Below are 20,976 nucleotides of genomic sequence, written 5' to 3' on the forward strand. Positions count from 1 at the left end.
CTAACTAAAAATCAGTCAGCCGTTTCTGCCGTAATATCCGGCTGAGCGCTTCGAAATCTTTCAAGCGAGACGGCATCTCTTCCTGTGCACGTAATCGAGCATCGATATACGTGAGCGCTCCTTTTTGGGTATCAAACTTCTCACCTCGGTGTCTAAACGCGTCGCGTGCGGTTTCGCGTACCACCCATACACCGAGCGGAACGGAATACTGCGGCGATATTTCCCGGAAGACCACGACGCCAGCTTGCCGCCGCATCCTGTGCAACGCTTCTGCAACGCCCAATCGTGCCGCGTAATAGCCACCGCCTTCTTTCTCCGCGTACCGTTTCCGGCCTTTGAAGCCTTCGTAATCTTCAACGATTACCGGTCGCGGGTTCCGCGCATCGCTCCACACAGAACCCGGGAACCACGCCTCGAAGTTCTCGTACTCGAACAGAGACGGCATCAGCAGCACCAGAAAGTGGTTGTCCATGTACGACGATTCGTAGACGTAATAGGAGTCAACGGTCGGGAATTCTTTGATTTCCGGTGCCAGCTTCTTGAAGATGATGTCGTCCGTGGCCGTAATGCTCCAGCGCGTCGGCACCATCCTTTGCGCTTGGCTCAAGCCTAAAGCGCCCGATGACAGGATCGTGGATACTTTGTAGACGTCCAGGCCAAGGCCGTAGAGGCTATGAGCGGCCTCGACTGCTTTGATATCGTCCGAGACAATACGGTCGACTTGCTTTGGGATCTTCGGGTTCTCGGCAACGTGCATCTTCTCTACGTTCACGCTCGCACCGATCGGCCGCATCATATCAGAGAACGTGAGGTTAACCGACGGTTTGCTCTTGAATGCGAGTTCGACGTCGACCGGCTTTGTGGCAAGCGCGAGTTCGGTCAGGTCCGTCACAAAGTTTGATTTCGATTTGATATGCTCCCCGTGCTTCGAGCGTAACGTAGCACTGTGTAATTCCACGATATCGTCCATGCCGAGTCCCTGCGCGAACCACTGGCTCGGCTCTTCGAATCGGCCGAGTTCTATTCCCGCGTCCTTGGGCTCTAACACCGACATCGGGCCCACGCGTACGTTGGGGTAGCCGATTCTGCCGACGAAGATGGAGGTGGAGGGCCCGAAATACTCCGTCTTATTGGCGAACTCGGTATACTTCGTTCGTTTCCGTAGCGCGGCGAGTAACGGACAGGAATTGCGGCCACATAACAACCGCGAGCCCTTGCAGACGATGCATACGCGATACATTAGTTCACTCCCGTGATATTTCGGTAACAGTCGTAGTTCTTAGATTACCGCAAGCGCATAATTAAGTTCGATTTTTTCAGCGGTCAGAAAATTACAGTACATTGATGAAAATAAGCGAAAGTTTTATATTTGAGCGGTGATTTTTGGATTTAAACGGAGAGTACCAAAATTTCAAATGCTACCAAAATGGTGAAAAACAAGTCCTCTAAGAAATCGGATTCAACAAAGACTTCAAGGGGAAAAGCGGCAGTCCAAAAGGGTGCCAAGTTTGAAGATACCGTAGCGGGTTTATATCGCCTACTTGGAGCGGAGGTTGTCCAGAATATCGAGATCTGCCAGAAAAAGGTAGACATTCTTGCTACATTTCGACTTCCCGGTAGTCCTACGGGACATCGTGTGATCGTTGAGTGCAAGGACGAAAAGAAAGCTGTTGCGCAAAATCAACGAGTAATGCAATTTAAAGGGCTCTTAGATACCGCTAGGCAAACTGGTGATGCTGATTCAGCAGAGATCATTACACGAGTTCCATGTAGCGATCAAGCAAAGGGTTTTGCTCGCGAATCCGGAATTGCACTCCTCACTTACGAGGAAAAGATAGCGCAACTCATTGATTTCTCTTCGTATCTTGAAGGCATAGTTGATAGATTCGAAAAGGGAGACCCAAGACGACCAAGTGAACCTCCACTGGGAGCATATTACGTCGACTTAAGTGCGGAACATGGTTACGGAGAAAAGACTGAAAAAATTCCTGTTATTGACGATTACATAAAGCAATGGTTGGAGCACAACGGTACGCAACAACATTTGGCCATTTTAGGTGAATACGGTACCGGAAAAACTTCGTGGTGTCAGAAACTGGCACATGATCTGGCCGCTTCGTATTTAAAAACGCCGGGTTCCTCCAGAATCCCAATTCTGTTTAATCTTCGTGAATTTACTAAGACCTTGAAACTGGAGTCTCTTGTTACTTCTTTTCTCGATGAGGAGTGTGGAGCTATTAATCCACGGTTCAAATTGTTCCAGGCCATGAACGACGCGGGTATCTTTCTCCTTGTTTTTGATGGCTTTGATGAGATGGCGGTAAGAGTAGACGTAGACACACTGGAAATGAATCTTCAAGAGATCGAGAAACTCGCGGCATCTCCGAAGAGCAAGGTTATCCTTACCAGTAGACTCGAATATTTTATCAGCGGTGAAGAGGAGAAGAAAGCTCTTCGTCCAAAAGGGGAACTGCTCGCAGCTCGGGAGACCGAGTATAGACCGTTAAGAATTAAGCCGTGGGACGACGAACAGGTAAATTCCTTCTTAAAAAAGAGAGTCCCATTGATTGAAGAAGCTGTGCAGCCCTGGACCTATTATCGCGACCGTATACGAGAGATTGAAGGGCTATCTGATCTTTCCAGACGTCCCGTGCTTTTAGAAATGATTGCGAAAACCTTGCCTCAACTAATTACAAGTGGTAAGTCGATTAATCGTCCAAATTTGTACGAGACGTATCTCATGGGAGAAATCAAACGACAGAAAATTTTGAAAAAGAGGACTCTCTTTCTTCCAGAACCTGCTCGTTTTTCCCTACTTAAACACTTAGCTCTAGATTTTTTTGTTGGTGACATCTCTGCGATTACGTTCACCGATGCATTAAAGCACGTAGCGGAAGTTATTAATCCCCCCAAAGGTGACCTGGAAGCCTATACCAGGGAGTTTCTCACCTGCTCATTTTTGATTCGCGAAGGTGACGAATATCAGTTTTCCCATAGGTCAATCATGGAGTATCTGATTGCAAGGGGATTGATAGAAGAAATCGAGAATGATACGCCTTATGCGTTCAAACAAGGACGGTTAGAACCTGTGGTTACCGCGTTTTTAGCGGAGTTAAATCCTAACATAGAAACCCTCTGGAACTGGATAGAATCCACAAAGACAGGAGCGGAAGAGGATATTAAATACCTTGGTGGCAACGCAGTTACTCTGCTTTGTCACATGGATCGAGCGGCATTAGCAGGAAAGGATCTATCAGGGGCCGTTTTATTCGGAGCTAATTTAAGTTCAGCAGATTTGAGAGAAGCTAATTTTAATAGTTGTGCTTTGAGCAATGTTGATTTTACCAAAGCGTTGTTCTATGAAAAAGATCTGACATCTGCGAAACGGATTCAAATTTCTTTGTATGTTTTTGGAGATTTTGTAGAAATAAACAAATCAAGAACGGAAGCTTATACAAGTATTAGAGAAATGGACGATCAAGTGACTAGTAAGATTCATTCAAGTTTTAAAGTAAAGGTTTTTAGGATTTATGATACTATAGACTCAGAAAACTATTTTGGACTCATAGAATTCAAATTAAATGATATTGGTTCCCTAAACTCGGTTAAGAGTGAAGTTGCCACTCTATCGTGGGTGAAGGTAGTTTCAATTTATGCCGATGAACTTGAAAAACTCTTTGAATTACTTCCAAAATCCTTAAAATATCAAATTAAGGAAAAAATGGATTTGCTTTGGTTCTTAAGGTGATTTGCAGAAAATCAGAAATCCTAGAAAATACAAAAATGCAAAAAGCAACCTTCGGCGCAGGCTGTTTCTGGGGCGTTGAAGCCGCTCATTCTGAAAAAACGCGCCAAATCATTCCTCGTTAAGGATCGGTTTTACCCAATATTAGCACCGCTGCACGCACGGTTAGTGAGTGATTGATTGATCGGTCCGAAACCTTTTGAAGACAGGCTACAGAACATAGAACCCCAAAAGCTGGCTGAGTACGATAACAATCAACACAATGAGTCCTATGCCGATAGCAATTTTGAGTAATTTCAGCGAGATTTTCACTACCAGAACCAGGATTGAGAGCGCAATAAAAAGAATGAGTAAGCCGATAAGCCAACCTATGCCCATGGTGATCCCACTTCTATAATGATGCTCCTCACATAAATATCTACCGTAAGGCTCTACCCGTGCTCCCAACAACAGCCTTTTCGATTTCTCTCCGTCTCCTTCCTTCATCGGCCTTTGAGCACCCTCCTGCTGCCGCGGTAGCCGTTCTGAGCATTTTGAAATGGACTGCACCTGAAAAATCCTGGTCGAACTCCGCCAGAGAGATAAGCTTATTTCACGGCAAAGCCATAGAAATACCGGGAGGAAAATTGATCATGCTTGACCTCTTGCGAAAGCGGCGCAGTATTCGTAAGTATAAGGATGAGCCTATCGAGCCCGAGCAGATCGAACTGCTGAAGGAGGCGGCCGTCCGATCGCCCACCTCGCGTAATTTCAGACCCTGGCGCTTTCTCTTCGTGACTGAGAAAACGAAGCTGGCAGCACTCTCACGAGCAAAGCCCAGCGGTTCGAGCTTCTTGAGAGGTGCAGCTTTGGGCGTCCTGGTCTGCGCAGACGAGCACGAATCGGACGTCTGGATCGAGGACTGCTCTATCGCGTCCATTATCCTGCAACTCACCGGTCAGAGCCTGGGGATGGGCTCCTGCTGGATCCAGATACGGAAACGGATGCATGACGACACCGCAACCGCCGAAGAGTACGTCAAGAGCGTGCTCGGGTTACCGGCGACCCTGCGAGTGGAATCGATCATCGCCTTCGGCTACTCGGACGAGGCGAAGCCGCCCATTCCTAAAGAGCAGCTCGAATACAGCAAAATCCTCGATACGAAGTGATTCGCGGCCACTATCTTTGCTTGCTCCTGTTGGCCGCTAGGTATAACCCCATGGCAAAACACGCTATGCCGATACCGGTAAACCCTGTGGTCTCCACAGACAACCCCACTGCGTAATCAATCGCACTGAGCACAATGAGCATAAATCCGAATAGCGCAAAGCCTAATCCTAACAAACTTCGGGGTTCTCGCTTCTTCATACTTTTTAAGCTACATCCAGCCCATATAAAATCTATTTCTGAGAGGGCAAGACCAAACGAGCCAAATTGGTAAAGCGGGCGAAGAACAGGTTCATAAGCGGTGCAGTTGTTATCGTAGTTATACCCTTATCGGAGTTTGAACGATCGATCGCATGTTTACCAAACAATTTTCAAAGGAAATCGAAGCACTCTTCGCGAATTCCGAAGACATCTATCTCCGATACCGCGTTCTCGTACGAGCAGCTCAACGAGCTGCCGGAACCCGTGCAGCGATATTTCAAACGCTCGTTAAAGGCAGAACAGCCGTACATCAGCTATGCGCGGTTCAGAGTGACGGAGATCGAATTTAACAAGCCAGAACGATTCGAGTAGTATGCCGCCCGCGCCTTGACGTTTGTTTACACGTAACCCGCAGTACCGCATGCAATACAAATCCTTAAATTAATCGGCAAACAACCGACTTATTAGGAGGAGGTATGAATGGAAGAAATAAGTATTGTTGAGGTAAAGCCGCAGCTGGTGCTCGGCATGCGGAAGAGAGGGCCGTACGGGACAATCGCAACGCTGATTCAGCAGCTCTGTGAATTCGCTTTTGCGCACGGGGTTCAAATGATAGGGCCTCCGATCTTCATCTGTCATGAGATGACGCCCGAGCAGGCTATGGAGGCCAATGAAGCGGGAACTGCGGATGTCGAGGTCGCAATTTCGATCGCAGAAAAGGTGGAGGGGACTGCGGAGATCAAGTGCTACGAACTGCCCGGCGGTAAAATGGCAAAGACCAGTCATAAAGGCCCCTATGAAGAGTGTGGCCCAACCTACGAGAAACTCTTCGCTTGGCTCGCAGCGAACGGAAAAAAGATCGTAGGACCGACCAGAGAGCTATATTTGAACGATCCGCACGAAGTCCCGCAGGAAGAGATACTAACCGAAATATTCGCGCCTGTAGAATAACGGAACACATAAAATTCAGTACTTCCGGTCTCCCGAATAGCTTATAATGTGGACGTGAGTGCTGAGCTGCCACTACGTATCCACCTCACCAGCATTATCAGAACGAAGTATGAAATCGTAGGTGTGGCACTAAAATGGCACTGTATCCTGCAGAATTGAAATGAAAATAAAAGATATAAGTGTAGAAATCAGTTATTCGTACCATAAGTTGATTTAAAAGGCTAGCTTAGCTGGCTAAGAGAAGGAGCCTAACTAAAATGGCGGCCGAGCCCGAACCTCAAAGCAGATGGATGTATGTCTCGATCGTGCTTATAGTAATCCTCATCGCCCAACTGGGTTTGCTCTCTTACGTAATGCTCGATCTCCAGCGGACTATTTCGGAACTCCAAAGTGAACAAGATTCGATTCAGCCAGAGCCTGCGGCAAGCCGTTCGACTATAAGTCAGCCTTCAACTAACTTAACCCCTGTTCAGATTTACGACTTGTCGCAGGATTCAGTCGTGCTGATCACGGTAAAGTGGCAGACGCTCGCGGGTTTGGAGCCTGTTTCGAGCGGATCCGGTTTCGTTTACGATACCGAAGGACACATCATCACCAACAATCACGTGGTTGAGGACGCAGATGCGATCGATGTTACGTTCAGCGACGGAACGATAGTACCTGCGGAGCTCGTAGGGGCTGATCCGTACAGTGACCTGGCGGTTATTCGCGTGGACAGCAACTCGCCCGAACTGCTTCATCCTCTTCCCGTAGGGAACTCATCCGAGCTTCTCGTAGGCGAAGAGGTCATGGCTATCGGGAATCCGTTTGGCTTGAGCAATTCGATGAGTCTCGGAATCGTAAGTCAACTGGGCCGGGAGCTTGACGCTCCTCGCAATTACAAAATTGTGGATGTTGTTCAAGTGGATGCGGCGATAAATCCGGGCAATTCCGGAGGGCCGCTGATGAATATGCGCGGTGAAGTGGTTGGGGTGAACACGGCCATAATTGAAGGTTCGGTTGGCGTTGGATTCGCTATTCCGTCGGATACGGTGAGCCGAGAAGCGCCAGAGCTCATTCAAACCGGTACCTACGAGCACCCCTGGCTTGGCATCTCCTCGGTGGATCTTGACCCTGATATAGCCGAGACCATCGGTCTGAACATTACGAAGGGCACCATAGTTGTCGGTGTCGTTCCCGACAGCCCCGCTGAGGCCGCGGGCATTAAAGCGGCCAATCAAACAACCACTGCTGACGGAAGAACGGTTACGCTCGGCGGCGACGTTATCGTTGGAATTGATAAGGTAACCGTGCGAAAACTCATTGATATGGTGGTATATATCGAGCGGAACAAGAAACCCGGCGATATCGTAACGCTGGAAATCATCCGAAACGGCGAACTCATCGATCTCGAACTCGTCCTTGGCGAAAGGCCGTCACTGTAGGCCCATGACGAGCGGTTTTGACCTGAAACATTCATCAAACAAGCCATTTTTTCTTTCTTTTCTTTTCAAACGTTCTTACACTTTCTTTTCAAAAAGAACCTGTACTAGGAAACGTCGTTCTTTCAGCAGTATTCTTTTGATAACCCTTTTCTATCTTATTTCTTTTCTTTGATCAAACTTTCTTTTTAAAAGAAAGTTTGAATGATCATAGGAATAGACGATACGGATTCGAGGAACGGAATGTGCACCACGTATCTCTGTGCCGTTTTAGTTGACGAGCTGAAGGTGTACGGAGATGTTTCAACACCGCGATTGGTACGACTTAATCCCTGCATTCCGTTTAAAACGCGCGGCAACGGCGCGGTATCCTTCGAGGTTGTCGTACCTGCAGAAAAAGAGGAAAACGTAAAGGAGTTCGTCACGTCTCATGTCTGTGAGCTCTCAGAGGTGGACGAGGAAGAGACAAACCCTGGCGTGGTCTTTATTGATAATGCAGCTTTATACGCGCTGCGTGACAGCGCCGGTAAGAACGAGCGCAAGCTGCTGATTGACTTTTACGAAACGGCGGTGCGAGACGTCGTGAAGCTGAAACACGCGTATGACATCATCGCGGAATTGCAGCTCGATTATTTCGGCTTAAAGAATAAGAGAGGCCTTATAGGCGCTTTGGCGGCAGCTGCGTTTCTAACGGTGCAGACGCGTGAACCTGCGTATTTCGATTGCACGTACGAGCTGATCGTTTATCGTGAGAAGGAACGCTGGGGCACGTCGCGGCTTATCGGCGAAGCGAGCGTGTGGAATGCGAATGAAGCCACCTATCCTCTGACCTGGGATACGGTAGACCACGCGAATAAGAAGATAGTTTGCGCACCGCATTCACCCTGCCCCGTCCTCTTCGGGATACGCGGTGATAGCGTAGACGCGCTCTACGACACGCGTGAACTGATACAGGCAGAGCCTGCGGAGCGTGAAATGCTGTTCGTCACGAACCAGGGCACGGATTCGCATTTGATTACGGCGTGTAAAGAAGTAAATGCTACGCTGGACGACTACCACTCGTATATTTTAGACGGTGTAGTAGAGTCCAATCCCAGAACAATTGTAGGAGGGCACGTGGTCTTTGTGCTTGCGTTTACACTTTCGCTTACGCATCCAGGAGAACCGAAGGATCGTATCGACTGCATCGCGTACGAGCCGACGAAGAACTTCCGTGATATTATCCGGAAGTTGCGGCTTGGCGATGAAGTCAAAGTCTACGGGTCGTTCAAGGACAGGACAATCAATCTAGAGAAGATAGAGCTGCGGAAATTGAACGTAAAAGCAGAAGTGAATCCGCGATGCGCGCAATGCGGCAAGCGGATGGAATCCGCGGGGAAATCGCAGGGCTACCGGTGCAAGCGGTGCAAGACGTATAGCACCGATAAGGAAGTTCAAATAGTGGAACGGGAGATAGAAGAGGGCTTATATGAAGTCCCCCCGGTTGCACGGCGACATATCTCGAAACCGTTGATCCGTCTGCGTATGAAGGAAGGATTCAGTAACTATCATCCAAGCAGATGAGCTTTTCACCTGCAAGCAAAAGCTCATAAAGCCCCATCCTCGCCCCTCCGAATGAATTCGGGTGCATCATTTAGCCGATAGCGGAGACATTTCTCTCAGTTGAGATAATGATATTCTTTTGTTACTGGGTCTATAGCTATCTTTTTCCCTTCAAGTTTTGCATCATATCCGGGATAACCATATTCCCCAGCCGTTGCATCAAGAACTATACATTTTTGATTATCTAATTCATAGTATGATATTTTTTGATTTGGAAGAAATTCATAGGGGGATAAATAAAAATAAAATTTTATTTTCAAATCAACGGTAGCGTCCTTATTGGAAAATAGCCCTAAATTTCCATTCTTTAAAATCAAACCTCCGTAATTTGTCAAACCATCACACGAATCGCTAATTTGTAGAATATCTTGATTTTGACATGATGGATAATGTTTGAATGTCTGCCCCTCAGACATTGATTCAAATTCGGCTCTTGACGGAACTACATAAATTGTTAGCGGCTGAGATGAAGATACATCATACTTTATCTTCATATACTCAATTGGTGAAGTAAATTTAGAGCCATCCCCACCGCAATAATACACACGTTCCTCTTTTAAAACAAATGTTTGTTGTTTTTCCTCCACAACAAAAAGATTACCATTCTCTATAACCACTTTCCGATTCTCTTTTTGACCGAGATCTTTTGATACTTGAGTTATTATAGACTCTTCAATATATTGCCACAAATCCTCGGTATCTACCCCACATGCCAAACAATATGCATGTGTGTCTGTTAAAACAAGATACGTTTTTATCCCAAGATTCTCTAAAAGAGAACTAAGCAAAATTGTTAAATCTTCACAATCACCACCTTTTATTTTCATTGTATCCTGAGGTGATTGAATGTATTCCCCCGCTCTAGGATCACTGTAGTAATCATAATTTTCTACAACATATCGATATAGTCCATTGAGTTGACATTCTTTATCCCCAGAAGGGCATCCACTAACAATTGAAGCAGCTTGTGTCCTTAGATTTATATCCTCAGTAACAATTTCACACAAATAGGGTTCTGCTCTATGAATTATAGGATCCTTGATAACTTTTGTTTCTGGCGGTTGAGTGGCAGTTTCAGGAACTTTTGCAGGAGTTTCTTCTTCGATGCATCCTGAAAATGCAACAATAACAACCAGTAGTGTTGCCAATACAATTCCTACTGCCATTTTATTTTTCATTCTTACCTCTCTAATAGAAGTCACATACCAGTATTTAAGTACATCGCCTGCCCTTAAACACGAGCGCCTGTGACATAAACCACTTTCTTATCACAGGATATAAAAACTTTTCGATTTCCCTTCCACCACTACTTTCACGTCTAACCAGAAGCAGCACCGCCAACCAATATCCTCTTTACCCGTACATGCGGCGCGTATTCCGAAACGGGGACCTCCTGACCATCTTTGCCGCAGAACCCTATCGTACCTCGCTTTTTGTCGTTTCCCACGGCGTCTATGCTCTGCAATACGTCCAGGGTCCGTCCGGATAGCGAAACGTTCTTCAATCGTTTTGTAAGCGTACCGTTTTCTATAAGGAACGCCTCCTCCGCGCTGAACTGGAATTCGCCCTTTACCGTATCTACCTGCCCGCCGCGCATGCCCTTCGCGTAGATGCCGAACTTTATGCCTGCACGCATCTCGTCAAACTGCCAGTCCCCTGCCTCGATCACCGTGTTGCTCATTCGCACTATCGGGAGATCGGAATAATCAGCCGCTCGCGCGTTCGCCGTTGGCTCGGCGTCCAACCGGCCCGCGGTCTCCCTGCTGTGCAGGTACGAGGCCAGTACGCCGTCTTTTATTATCTCCGTTCGGTTCGACCGCATGCCCTCGTCGTCGTACCGATAATAGCCATGAGACGCCTCGATGGTCGGATCGTCCGCCACGGTCAGCCCTTCGTACGCGATCTCCGCGTCCAATTTGCCTTTTAATATCGATTCGCCGTACAGTACATGATCCGCTTCGGCAGCATGCCCCAGCGCCTCGTGCATAAAGACGCCCGTGAGCCGGTGGTCCATAATCACTGGCAGCTCGCCTCCCGGCGGCAGTTCCGCATCGAGGAGCCGGACCGCTTTATCCGCAGCTTTTACGGCTAATGTCGTTGGATCTTCGCCTTTTATGAATTCGAAACCCGCTACCGCGCCGATACTCTCGCGGCCTTCCTGTAACACGTTCCCCTTCTTCGCTACTACGCCGGCACGCATGAAAACGGCAGGCGTTTCCGTTACGATATAACTCCCATCGGAATTTGCATAGATTTGCTCCTCGTAACCGTCGAGGTAGACAACCGAAATGCTCTTGACGAGGTCCGAATACTCCTTCGCCGCGTCGTATGCATCCTTAACCATGCGCTTCTTCTCCTCGATGCTGACGTCCTCGGGATTGATCTTCGGCTTGAGCTTGAAATGGTCGTTTCGCGAGGCTGCATCGGCCACGGTTACGGATGCCGCGTTCTTAGCCGATTCTGATGACGAGAGCGCTCTCCCAATGTCCAACGCGTCTTCAAACGAGGCTCGTATCGCAGATCGCGCGACATTGTTGGAGGAAGAGAATCCCCACGAGTCCTCGTACAGAACGCGCACACCCAGGCCCTGATCGATGCCGTAACTCATCTCTCTGAAAACGTCATCTCTCAGATCTATCACCGTTGCGTACCCTCGTTCCAAGCGGATATCAGCGTATTTCGCGTGGTTCGAAAGCACAAAATCAATCGCTCTTTTAATCTCTTCTTCCATTCTAAAGGAATATAAAGAGGTAAATATTTATAACTTGTTACGTTACAGAGAAAGTATTTAGTTTGAAAGAAAGAGCAAATCCAAACGGGACCGTAGCTCAGACTGGGAGAGCGCTCGGCTGAAGACCGAGTTGTCCCGCGTTCAAATCGCGGCGGTCCCACTGACGTTCTATCGAAAAAGCGACCCGTCCATTTATCCAGACGTGAGTCGCAGAAGTAAGTATACGGACTCAGGAGCGGCTTATCGGAAATATCGCGTTTGGTCGTGTAGAAATTTAATAAGATACGACTTGTTATTCATTAACGGGGACGAAACGGGTAATGAAGAAAGAGCTAAAAGTCGTGCCAATCAAGAACGGAACGGTGATTGACCATATTGCGGCAGGGCAGGCGCTGAACGTGCTGAAGATACTGGGGGTACATGCAGGGACAGATGCGGCGTTGAGCGTGGCGATGAACGTACGAAGCAAGCAGATGGGCCGTAAGGACATCGTAAAGGTGGAGAATCGAGAGCTAATGCCCGAGGAAGTCGATAAAATCGCGCTGATCGCGCCACAAGCAACGATAAACATCATACGTGATTCAGAGGTAGTAGAGAAGCATAAGGTCTACCTTCCAAATTCAATAGAGGGTATTATCCGCTGTGCGAACCCCAATTGCATATCCAATGTAGGAAGAGAGCCGGTTATATCAAGGTTCGTCACGGTGAGCGGTGATCCTCTCAGGTTCAGATGCTTCTACTGTGAACGAATGATCGAGGACGTTTCCGGGTATCTTAAACCCTTTTTTAAAAAAGAACGCTTTACCAAAGGATGAAACAAGAGGATAAAGGTAAGGGCCGGTAGATCAGATGGTAGATCACTCGCTTGGCATGCGAGAGGCCTCGGGTTCAAATCCCGACCGGTCCATCGATATAGCTAACTATCAGCCGGGTAAGATGGCAGAACGAGAACGAAGACCACACCCCACGCTGCGGGTAAAGGGAACAAAGAGCCGTTCGTTATGGGGTAAGAAGATCGTTTTAGGCGTTACGGGCTCCGTCGCGGCTGTGAGAGCGTTTGAACTCGCACGCGAATTGATACGGCATGGCGCGGACGTCTACAGCGTGATGAGCCGAGCGGCGACGGAGATAATACATCCGTATACGCTCCATTACGCCACGGGGCACGAAGCGATAACGAAATTGATGGGTGACATCGAGCATGTGGAGTTCCTCGGTATGGAGGGTTCGGCAGATCTCTTTCTCATCGCGCCATGCACGGCAAATACGCTCAATAAAATCGCGACTGGCGTTTCTGACACACCGGTAACAATCTTTGCCACTACGGCGTTCGGCTCGGGCATTCCCATCATCATCGTGCCTGCAATGCATGAATCCATGTACAACAGTCCGGTACTCATAGAGAATCGTGAAAAGCTGCAACGGCTTGGTGTCACCGTTTTGGGGCCGAAGATACAAGAAGGACTCGCGAAGATCGTTTCCACCGATGAAATCGTACTTACGACCGAGCATGTGCTGTCGCCCAAGAAGCTTGCGGGAAAGCGCGTTCTCGTCACGGGCGGGCCCACGGCCGAGCCGATAGATCCCATACGGATCTTAACCAACCGAAGTTCAGGTCTAACCGGAATCGAACTGGCGAAGGAGGCGTATAAGCAGGGTGCGGAGGTCACGCTCGTGCACAGCAAAGTGCTGAACATGATGGGCATAAACGAGCTTCGAGTGGAGACCGCGGATGAAATGATCGATACCTGCATGAACGAGCTTCGAAAGGGCTATGACATGCTGATTTCATCTGCTGCAATCGCGGACTTCACGGTTGACCCTGCAGACGTAAAGATCTCCTCAGGGGGCGATTTACAGCTGCATTTCACACGCACGCGGAAATTGCTAGAAGCGGCGCGGAACGAATTTCCCGAGCTGGTTATTGTGGGTTTCAAAGCGGAAACGAACGTGTCCACTGAGGAATTGATACGACGGGCACGGGCAAATATGGAGCTGAATAACCTTGCGCTGGTCGTTGCCAACGACATTGGAAAAGGGGGGATCGGCACCGCAGAGAACGACGTTTACCTATTGCGAAACGGTACAGAAGAGATAAAGCACGTAAACGGTAAGAAGCGGATCATTGCCGAGGAGATCGTGAACGAATTGGCGGACTTGTTTTAGTCTGTGCTGTTATCAGTGTACCGTGCCATCTGAAGACACGCATTGACGATAAGAAAAGAATCCCGTGCCATACCATACCTTGCCGAACCGAGCTGAGCAGAATTAAAAGTATAAGTTATACTAACATCTACCTGAACAGGTGAAGTGGCTCGACAGAATCTTAAGCAAGGAGGAAATACCGGCCACGATTGCCTTTGATGAGTTCGATACGTGGCTGGAGCAGGTATCTGATTCGCTCTTCCGCGGTCTGAGCGCCAATGCCGTCCGATTATATACCGAGATGGGGGAGATAATCGAGACGCTTAAACATGATATAGCCACGCTTCAGACTGCCGAATCAACGGAAGAGGTGCCTGATCGCATCGTAAAGATCGGAGTGCTCAGCCGCGACAAAATGGTGAAGCATCTCTTTGCAGTGACTGAAAAGATCGAGATTCCAGCCAAGACCGATTATCAAACCGTTTCGTCCTTTTATAAAGACACGACGGCTGCCCTCGAATTCCCGTTTGGCAAATCGCAGACGAACATCTACTGTGTGCGATCTCTCTTTCCCACTGAGATTAAAACCACTATCGCGGATCTCAAGCGATTGCGAGCCAGCCTTGACCAACTGATCGCACCGTTAAAAGGTAAAGAGCGCCAAATTAGGCAGTTAGAGCGCGTGCCGGAGCTGGTACAGGCTATCAATGACGTAAGGACTGGAATAAAGGAAAAGAAGACGCATCTGAACGAGCAAGAAGCAGCGTGCGCGGCACTCGAACGCAACATCGAAACAGAAAGCAGCCGGTTGGAGCGTATAGAATGTTCAGAAGAGTGGAAAAAGTTCAAAGCGCTCGAAGGCGAGTTATCATCAGTAAAAGAGGAATTAAACACGCTCGAAGCGAACGTGCTCAGATTGTTCGCGCCGCTTACCAAACCACTCAAGCTCCTGAAGAAGCAGGATGAAACGGGGCGGCACACCCTTACGCTCGATGAGCGAACCGCGATAGGGTCGATTTTGTCATCGCCCGTTCGCGCGCTGAATGCAGATGTCGCCAAAAGTCTTCGCGCTATACAGAAGGTTATAGAAGGGGATCCCGCCGTGCTCAAGGATCGGAAACGCGAGACGGCACTGAACTGGATCGAGCAGCTGTTACAAGCCGATCTGGCTTCGATAAAGGGCAAACGTGAGCGGTTGCAAGCACAAATTACGGAGACCACGAGTAAGCTTTCTGATTCAACGATACTCCAGGAGAAAGAGGAACTCGAACACTCCATCGAGTCTGCTCAGGGGCAGCGCACGCAGTTACGAGAGGAAATAGCCCGGGCAAAGAAGCATATCGTTTCGTTGGACGAGGAACTGCGCGAGAAGAAGCAGCGGTTGATAAAGGCTCTGGAAGAACTCGCCGGTAATGAAATTGACGTTACCTTTACGTTCTAACGATCAGACGCTGCTGAGGTTAACGGCGGATGATCTGCTCACGCTCGAGCCGCAAATCGCTGAGGTTGAAGAGTAAAAGATTTCCGGACGGCTAGGATGGGTCTCAAAAAAGTGATAACCTCGGATCAACCGTACGGCATAGATAAAGCGAAGATAAAACTGCTCGTCGGCCTGTTCTGCATGGAGACGTTCAAGCAAGAGCTGATGGCGTATTTCGAGGAGAAGGTGCTCCCGCTGGAGGAGATAAAGAAGTTGGACATCAAAGGAAAGGAATTCCGCGTTTACGATCAGGACGGGAACCTGCATGTCGTTCCCTTCGGCGACGTCGAGGGCTATGGCAATACCGGCTGTTTCGCATGCCCTGATTATACCGCGGAACTGGCGGATGTTTCGGTCGGCTCCGTGGGCTCTGAGCCGGGGTGGTCTACTGTTCTGACCCGAACGGAAAGGGGCGAGGAGTTGCTTAAGGGCGCCATCTTCTACTCACTCACTGCACAAATTTGAGCGTGACCTCACCATTAAGCTATTTGAGAGAGGTTCAGAAAACTTCTGAAGATCTCAAAACGGGTAAAGGCGCGAGTGAACAAAGAGAAAGCGGCTTAGCTCGAAGGAAGCACAAAGGTATGGGGGTCTCTCTTGGAGGAGTTTCGAACACGTGTGTGGACATTTAACTACTCTCAAATGATCCCCACAAAAATTTGAGATGACAGACGAAAATTATTTTTTTGGAACCATGGTAGGAAGTATGAGCAACTTTTATATGATGTCGGACGCATTTTCTAAAACACAAGATACAAAAACCGACCAAGGCGGTAAACATGATTGAAAAAGTGCATGTATCAAATTTTAAGTGTATCAAAGCACAAACACTCGATAGTCTGACACCAATCGTTGGTATCTGGGGAAGAAATGGTTCTGGGAAAAGTAGCCTACTCCAAGCGATAATGTGGGTATCGAAAAATAAAGGGGCATACGATAGGAATGGTATCAACTTGAAAGAGCCTTCAAATTTTATTTTTGGACATGATCCCGTTAACAACGTTTGTAATGTTGAGGTGACTCTTCCGAATATACCTATGTATCAAATAAGGATGGGTGGAGGGGGAACAATAAACAAGAGTGGAAGCCTTGATAATATCAGGTATTTTCCACCATGGAGACACATTTCTGATCGATCTTCTGAAATAAATCGGGAAATTACCTCCAATTTGGGAATTCAAGCTCGCAATACGCATACATTTATGCATTATTTTCTCCATCGGTTAATGGGTAGGAACCAGAGGAAGGATAAAGAAGCCTTAGAAATATATGATAGCATTAACCGTTGGGCAGAAAAATTTGGATTCGGACCCTTGTTAGACGCACAAGAAGGAAGTAGTCTAATTAGAGGAACCTATTTTGACAAAATAATGAATTTGGAGGTTGATATCTTTGATGGTGGATTTGGAGGGAACTCATTTCTGCCCATTTTATTGGAAGGATATAGTTTTACAGATGGTATAATGTTAGTCGAGGAACCTGAAATTTCTTTACACCCTGCAGCGCAGTCCGAAGTATTGGACTTTTTCATTGAGATGGCTAAGAAGAGAAACCACCAAATAATCTTTACTTCGCATTCGGAGTACATGGTTAAAAAGATTGCGAGACTTCTGAAAGAAGGGGAAGTCGATTCAGATCTAATTTCCGTTTATGTCGCTAAAAAAGAAGATGAAAATGGGACTATATTTGAAAAACAGGACAACAGAGATTTGGTTTCTCGTTTCGATAAAGGACAGGATATAATTTTAGAGTTAACGAAAAGGAATTGATGCGGAAGAACAACTCCGAAGCGACTAGTGAAGACGAATCTCAAATTAGATAATAAACGGTTAACAAGTCTGTAAGAAAAGTTAAACATCTGATCCCCGTTTATCCTTAACCAGCTTTTTTTTACCGTTTGCTTAGGCAAAGGCAGGATCCTGAGAAGATTTCCTGACGGACGGCGGAATCTCAAAAAGGTGCTAAAAGCGGATTTTGCAGAAAAGACCTTTTGTACTCCAAAAACCCTTCATGTCTAAACCGCTGTGCGCTCGTTAGTTACATGAGGTCGAGGAAATAGTGATGGATGCGCTAGTGGCGCAGAAGCGGCGAAAGAAGAAATGATACATTTCGAGGTGATGATGCAGCATAAAATTTGAGACAGGGAACAGGCTAATAATTACGTAAGAATTTAGTAAGATAGATATACCCGCGTTAATCACAAGATTGTTAGCTTTATACACCGGAGGAAAGGAGATAATGGTCGGTCGTGACGCCAGCCAGAAGAAAATGGGGTTCAATGCCACGTGGTCTATGGCAGTTGGGGGCATGGTGGGCGGCGGTATTTTCTCCGTCTTGGGCGTTGTAATCGCCATCGCAGGACAATGGGCATGGCTCAGCTTTGTGATCGGCGGCCTGATTGCGCTGGCAACGGCTTTTGCCTATTCTCAACTGGCAGAGCAGTTTGGCGAGGGGGGAGGCGCGTTTACATTCCTGCGCGAAATCCACCGCGAAGGCTTCGCAGGCAGCCTCTCCTGGGTGCTCATCTTCGGGTACACACTTACCATTTCTGTCTATGCATTTACCTTCGGGCATTACCTGGAACACCTCGTTGGACTTGGACCGTGGTTTCCCAGAGTCTGTGCCGTGGCGATTATCGGAGGGTTGATCGCGGTGAATCTGCGGGGAGTGGGAGATGCGTCCGACGTGGAAATCGTGACCGTTTGGGGGAAGCTCTTGGTGCTGATCGGGCTGGCCGCCTTTGGACTATGGCAGTGGAAGCCAGCGCTACTTACACAGGGTATTCAGGCTAAAGGACCGATGGCAGCGATGTTAGGCGCGGCGTCTGTCTTCATGGCTTACGAAGGGTTCCAACTGCTGACCTACGATTACGATGACATCCGCAACCCGAAGAAGATACTGCCTCGCGCTATGCTGACCGCAGTCGTTGTCGTGATCTTCGTTTACGTGGGTGTTACTCTGGGTGCGGCAATGCTCGTTGGAGCAGGAACGATTATCGAGCAGCAAGAGGTAGCTATTGCCGTGGCAGGTGAGGCTGCGCTTGGCACGTTAGGTCTATTGCTAGCAACTATTGCCGCGCTCTTCTCCACCGGTTCGGCCATTAACGCAACACTTTTCGCCACGGCACGGTTGACGTGGGATGTCGCCCAGGACAAGGAGTTGCCTCCGGCTCTCGGACACGAAAACCAGAATGGCATACCAGACCGCGCAGTGCTCATTATCGGAGGCACCGGGACGCTCTTGGCTATCATCGGCTCACTCGAGATTTTGGTAGAAGCGGCAAGCTTGGTGTTTCTATTCACCTTTGCCACCGTAAACACACTGGCTTTCCGGCAGATTAAACACCGGCGATGGTGGGTGTTTGCTGCTGGCGCAGCGGGGGCCAGCGTAGCCGGAGCGTTTCTATGCTGGCGCCTCATGCACGTGGCCCCAGTTGCCTTGGGATTACTGGCTTTTCTCGTGCTCATAGCCCTCGTAGGGCGCCCGTTTATCTTGCGTTACTCTCAATCGCGGAAAGGGAATTTCATGAGTGGAACTATATGACTTGACTATACGAGTCCAAGGATATTGTTGGGAAAAATGAAAGGTCAGGTTCAAACTGTTTCTTCTTCCTTTCTCCTTTCATCCTCTGCCTTTCTTTTTTTGTAGCTCTCTACAAGTTTTATTAACTCATCCAAACTGGGGTGATTTAATTCGTCTCCTGTGTCTAAATCCGTCCAGCTCCAAAGTTCTCTCATTCGTACATCCACCAGTAATATTTAATGACCCTGGATGTTAAAGTTAGCCTTTATATAAGGAAAGTTAAACATCTGATCCCCATTTATCCTTAACCAGCTTTTTTACCGTTTGCTCAGGCAAAGACAGGATTCTGAGCAGATTTTCTGACGGTCTGCTATCTCAACGTGGCAATAAAGTGGTTTTTGCAGCGCAACGTTGCGCGTGCGTGTCATGCAGCCCTATCCACTAACGCAGCTTCTTCTTTTATTGCAAGCCATCGCGGAGCACGATTTCATACAGCTTGTCCATATCGATACTCCCCCGCACGAGGTCTGCTAATTTGTTGTATTCGTTATCCCAATTTATTCCCGCCGTGCTCTCGCCTCTATTTTTGGCTGCTGAACGTACTGGTACTGCAGTGGGCAATCCTTTCTTCGCCCGTATATAATCGAGAAACGCTTGCCTGAAGTCATCGTTGTCAAAAATACCGTGGATATACGTCCCAATGACGTTGCCAAAAGCCGCGCCGCCACTTTCGTTCGGCACCGCCTTACCGGAACGCTCGACGATCGTGAATGCCGGTTTCACGCCTTCTTCAGAGAAATACGTCCGGCCCATATGTATCTCATAGCCCGCGATTTCGCCCTGGTAAAACGCTAAATCCGCTATCGCACGCACCTGGTTCGTCATCTTCAGGTCATGGCTCTCGAAGGTTGTGCGCGCGGGCAGCAAGCCCAGGCCTTCGAGCTCGCCAAGCGTGGATTCCACACCCTCTGGATCTATTAAGGACTCGCAAAGCATCTGATAGCCGCCGCAGATGCCAAAGACAACGCACTTGCCGGTTCTCGCCTTCTCCACTATCTCCGACGCGTATCCGCTCTCTTTAAGATACGAGAGGTCGCTTATCGTATTCTTCGAGCCCGGGATGATTATCACATCGGGTTCGCCCAGTTTATCGCCTTCACCCACATACCGGAGCAAAACGTCATTCTCCGCTTCTAACGCGTCGAAATCGGTGAAATTCGAGATACGGGGCAACTGAACGACTTTTATCAGTATTTCTCGTTTCTCGCCGTGTCTCATACCCTTTATCTGCCCCGTTTTGCCAGATAACGATACGGAGTCCTCTTCTTGTATCCTTATATCCTGGAAATAGGGTATGACGCCGAGCACGGGCTTACGGGTTCGTTTCTCAAGGAACTCCAGTCCCGGCTTGAGTATCTCCAGGTCACCGCGGAACTTATTTATCAGAAACCCCTTCAGTAGCTCTCTCTCGTCTTCTTCGAGCAATTCAAGCGTCCCCACAATCGAGGCAAATACCCCGCCTTTGTCTATATCGCCGAGGAGCAGTACCGGCGCATCCAGCAGTTTCGCTATGCTCATGTTCACAATGTCGTTCTCACGCAGGTTTACCTCTGCCGGGCTTCCCGCACCTTCGATTGCCACGATCTCGTTCTCGCGATCGAGCTTCTCAAAGCACTCCTTTATGAGTGTCAGCGCGGCCGACTTGTATTCGTGATACTCCTGAGCTGTCATATTGCCCACCGGCCTTCCGCGCACGATGACCTGAGCGCCGACGTCGCTTGTGGGCTTCAACAGAATAGGGTTCATCTCCACAGTCGGCTCTTTACCTGCCGCGAAAGCCTGGAACGCCTGCGCTCGCCCTATTTCAAGGCCGTCTTTGGTGACGTACGAGTTGAGCGCCATATTCTGCGATTTAAATGGTGCAACCCTGTAACCATCCTGCAGGAATATGCGGCAAAGTGCTGCCACTATCACACTCTTCCCTACGTGCGAGCCGGTGCCCTGCACCATTATCCTTTTCGCCATTTTTACC

At 48.4% G+C, this 20,976-nt stretch carries 19 protein-coding genes and 2 tRNA genes; 14 read left to right on the forward strand and 7 right to left on the reverse strand.

Annotated elements, in window-relative coordinates; genetic code table 11:
- Positions 1-4 precede the first annotated feature (4 nt).
- Positions 5-1,240 carry a hypothetical protein gene (locus JW878_05020; GenBank protein ID MBN1762424.1) on the reverse strand — a complete coding sequence of 412 codons (1,236 nt, stop codon included), beginning with the start codon at positions 1,238-1,240 and terminating at the stop codon, positions 5-7.
- A gap of 186 nt (positions 1,241-1,426) precedes the next feature.
- On the opposite strand from JW878_05020, the gene JW878_05025 reads away from it, so the two are divergent.
- A complete protein-coding gene (locus JW878_05025) occupies positions 1,427-3,748 on the forward strand; it encodes an NACHT domain-containing protein (protein ID MBN1762425.1) in 2,322 nt (773 codons plus the stop codon).
- 207 nt (positions 3,749-3,955) lie between these two features.
- On the opposite strand, the gene JW878_05030 is transcribed toward JW878_05025, so the two are convergent.
- Positions 3,956-4,231: a hypothetical protein gene (locus tag JW878_05030; protein ID MBN1762426.1), complete on the reverse strand. Its 276-nt coding sequence runs from the start codon at positions 4,229-4,231 to the stop codon at positions 3,956-3,958.
- Between the two features lie 146 nt (positions 4,232-4,377).
- Between JW878_05030 and JW878_05035 the strand changes: the two genes are divergently transcribed.
- Positions 4,378-4,893, forward strand: a complete 516-nt coding sequence (locus tag JW878_05035) for a nitroreductase family protein (GenBank protein ID MBN1762427.1) — start codon at positions 4,378-4,380, stop codon at positions 4,891-4,893.
- A gap of 10 nt (positions 4,894-4,903) precedes the next feature.
- Here the strand turns inward: JW878_05035 and JW878_05040 are convergent, their stop codons facing one another.
- Entirely contained in the window at positions 4,904-5,092 is a 189-nt protein-coding gene (locus tag JW878_05040) for a hypothetical protein (protein ID MBN1762428.1), read from the reverse strand.
- 66 nt (positions 5,093-5,158) lie between these two features.
- Between JW878_05040 and JW878_05045 the strand changes: the two genes are divergently transcribed.
- The 4 genes from JW878_05045 to JW878_05060 all read left to right on the forward strand — a co-directional run bounded on the left by JW878_05045 (position 5,159) and on the right by JW878_05060 (position 9,027).
- Positions 5,159-5,464 carry a hypothetical protein gene (locus JW878_05045; GenBank protein ID MBN1762429.1) on the forward strand — a complete coding sequence of 102 codons (306 nt, stop codon included), beginning with the start codon at positions 5,159-5,161 and terminating at the stop codon, positions 5,462-5,464.
- 108 nt (positions 5,465-5,572) lie between these two features.
- Entirely contained in the window at positions 5,573-6,043 is a 471-nt protein-coding gene (locus tag JW878_05050) for a GyrI-like domain-containing protein (protein ID MBN1762430.1), read from the forward strand.
- Between the two features lie 257 nt (positions 6,044-6,300).
- On the forward strand, positions 6,301-7,467 hold the full coding sequence (locus tag JW878_05055) for a trypsin-like peptidase domain-containing protein (protein ID MBN1762431.1): 1,167 nt from the start codon (positions 6,301-6,303) through the stop codon (positions 7,465-7,467).
- Between the two features lie 201 nt (positions 7,468-7,668).
- Entirely contained in the window at positions 7,669-9,027 is a 1,359-nt protein-coding gene (locus JW878_05060; protein MBN1762432.1) for a DUF1743 domain-containing protein, read from the forward strand.
- A gap of 95 nt (positions 9,028-9,122) precedes the next feature.
- Here JW878_05060 and JW878_05065 read toward each other — a convergent pair whose 3' ends face one another.
- Together JW878_05065 and JW878_05070 are read right to left on the reverse strand one after the other, a co-directional pair.
- A complete protein-coding gene (locus tag JW878_05065; GenBank protein ID MBN1762433.1) occupies positions 9,123-10,244 on the reverse strand; it encodes a transglutaminase family protein in 1,122 nt (373 codons plus the stop codon).
- A 140-nt stretch (positions 10,245-10,384) separates the two neighbouring features.
- Positions 10,385-11,797 (reverse strand): TldD/PmbA family protein, encoded by a 1,413-nt coding sequence (locus JW878_05070; GenBank protein ID MBN1762434.1) that lies wholly within the window; start codon positions 11,795-11,797, stop codon positions 10,385-10,387.
- Between the two features lie 86 nt (positions 11,798-11,883).
- On the opposite strand from JW878_05070, the gene JW878_05075 reads away from it, so the two are divergent.
- The 8 genes from JW878_05075 (at position 11,884) to JW878_05110 (ending at position 18,965) form a co-directional block, all read left to right on the forward strand.
- Positions 11,884-11,957, forward strand: a tRNA-Phe gene (locus JW878_05075).
- A 160-nt stretch (positions 11,958-12,117) separates the two neighbouring features.
- Positions 12,118-12,612 carry an aspartate carbamoyltransferase regulatory subunit gene (locus JW878_05080; GenBank protein ID MBN1762435.1) on the forward strand — a complete coding sequence of 165 codons (495 nt, stop codon included), beginning with the start codon at positions 12,118-12,120 and terminating at the stop codon, positions 12,610-12,612.
- A 19-nt stretch (positions 12,613-12,631) separates the two neighbouring features.
- Positions 12,632-12,704, forward strand: a tRNA-Ala gene (locus tag JW878_05085).
- 29 nt (positions 12,705-12,733) lie between these two features.
- Positions 12,734-13,963, forward strand: a complete 1,230-nt coding sequence (gene coaBC, locus JW878_05090) for a bifunctional phosphopantothenoylcysteine decarboxylase/phosphopantothenate--cysteine ligase CoaBC (GenBank protein MBN1762436.1) — start codon at positions 12,734-12,736, stop codon at positions 13,961-13,963.
- A gap of 139 nt (positions 13,964-14,102) precedes the next feature.
- Positions 14,103-15,383 carry a hypothetical protein gene (locus JW878_05095; protein MBN1762437.1) on the forward strand — a complete coding sequence of 427 codons (1,281 nt, stop codon included), beginning with the start codon at positions 14,103-14,105 and terminating at the stop codon, positions 15,381-15,383.
- Between the two features lie 96 nt (positions 15,384-15,479).
- Entirely contained in the window at positions 15,480-15,887 is a 408-nt protein-coding gene (locus JW878_05100) for a Coenzyme F420 hydrogenase/dehydrogenase, beta subunit C-terminal domain (GenBank protein MBN1762438.1), read from the forward strand.
- A gap of 314 nt (positions 15,888-16,201) precedes the next feature.
- Entirely contained in the window at positions 16,202-17,191 is a 990-nt protein-coding gene (locus JW878_05105) for an AAA family ATPase (GenBank protein ID MBN1762439.1), read from the forward strand.
- A 469-nt stretch (positions 17,192-17,660) separates the two neighbouring features.
- Positions 17,661-18,965 carry an amino acid permease gene (locus JW878_05110; protein MBN1762440.1) on the forward strand — a complete coding sequence of 435 codons (1,305 nt, stop codon included), beginning with the start codon at positions 17,661-17,663 and terminating at the stop codon, positions 18,963-18,965.
- A gap of 50 nt (positions 18,966-19,015) precedes the next feature.
- On the opposite strand, the gene JW878_05115 is transcribed toward JW878_05110, so the two are convergent.
- Positions 19,016-19,171 (reverse strand): hypothetical protein, encoded by a 156-nt coding sequence (locus tag JW878_05115; GenBank protein MBN1762441.1) that lies wholly within the window; start codon positions 19,169-19,171, stop codon positions 19,016-19,018.
- 232 nt (positions 19,172-19,403) lie between these two features.
- Complete coding sequence (locus tag JW878_05120; protein ID MBN1762442.1) at positions 19,404-20,969, reverse strand: cobyric acid synthase; 1,566 nt, start codon at positions 20,967-20,969, stop codon at positions 19,404-19,406.
- Positions 20,970-20,976: the final 7 nt, after the last annotated feature.

The sequence above is a fragment of the Methanomicrobia archaeon genome, from assembly GCA_016930255.1.
Classification (GTDB): Archaea; Halobacteriota; Syntropharchaeia; order Alkanophagales; family Methanospirareceae; genus JACGMN01.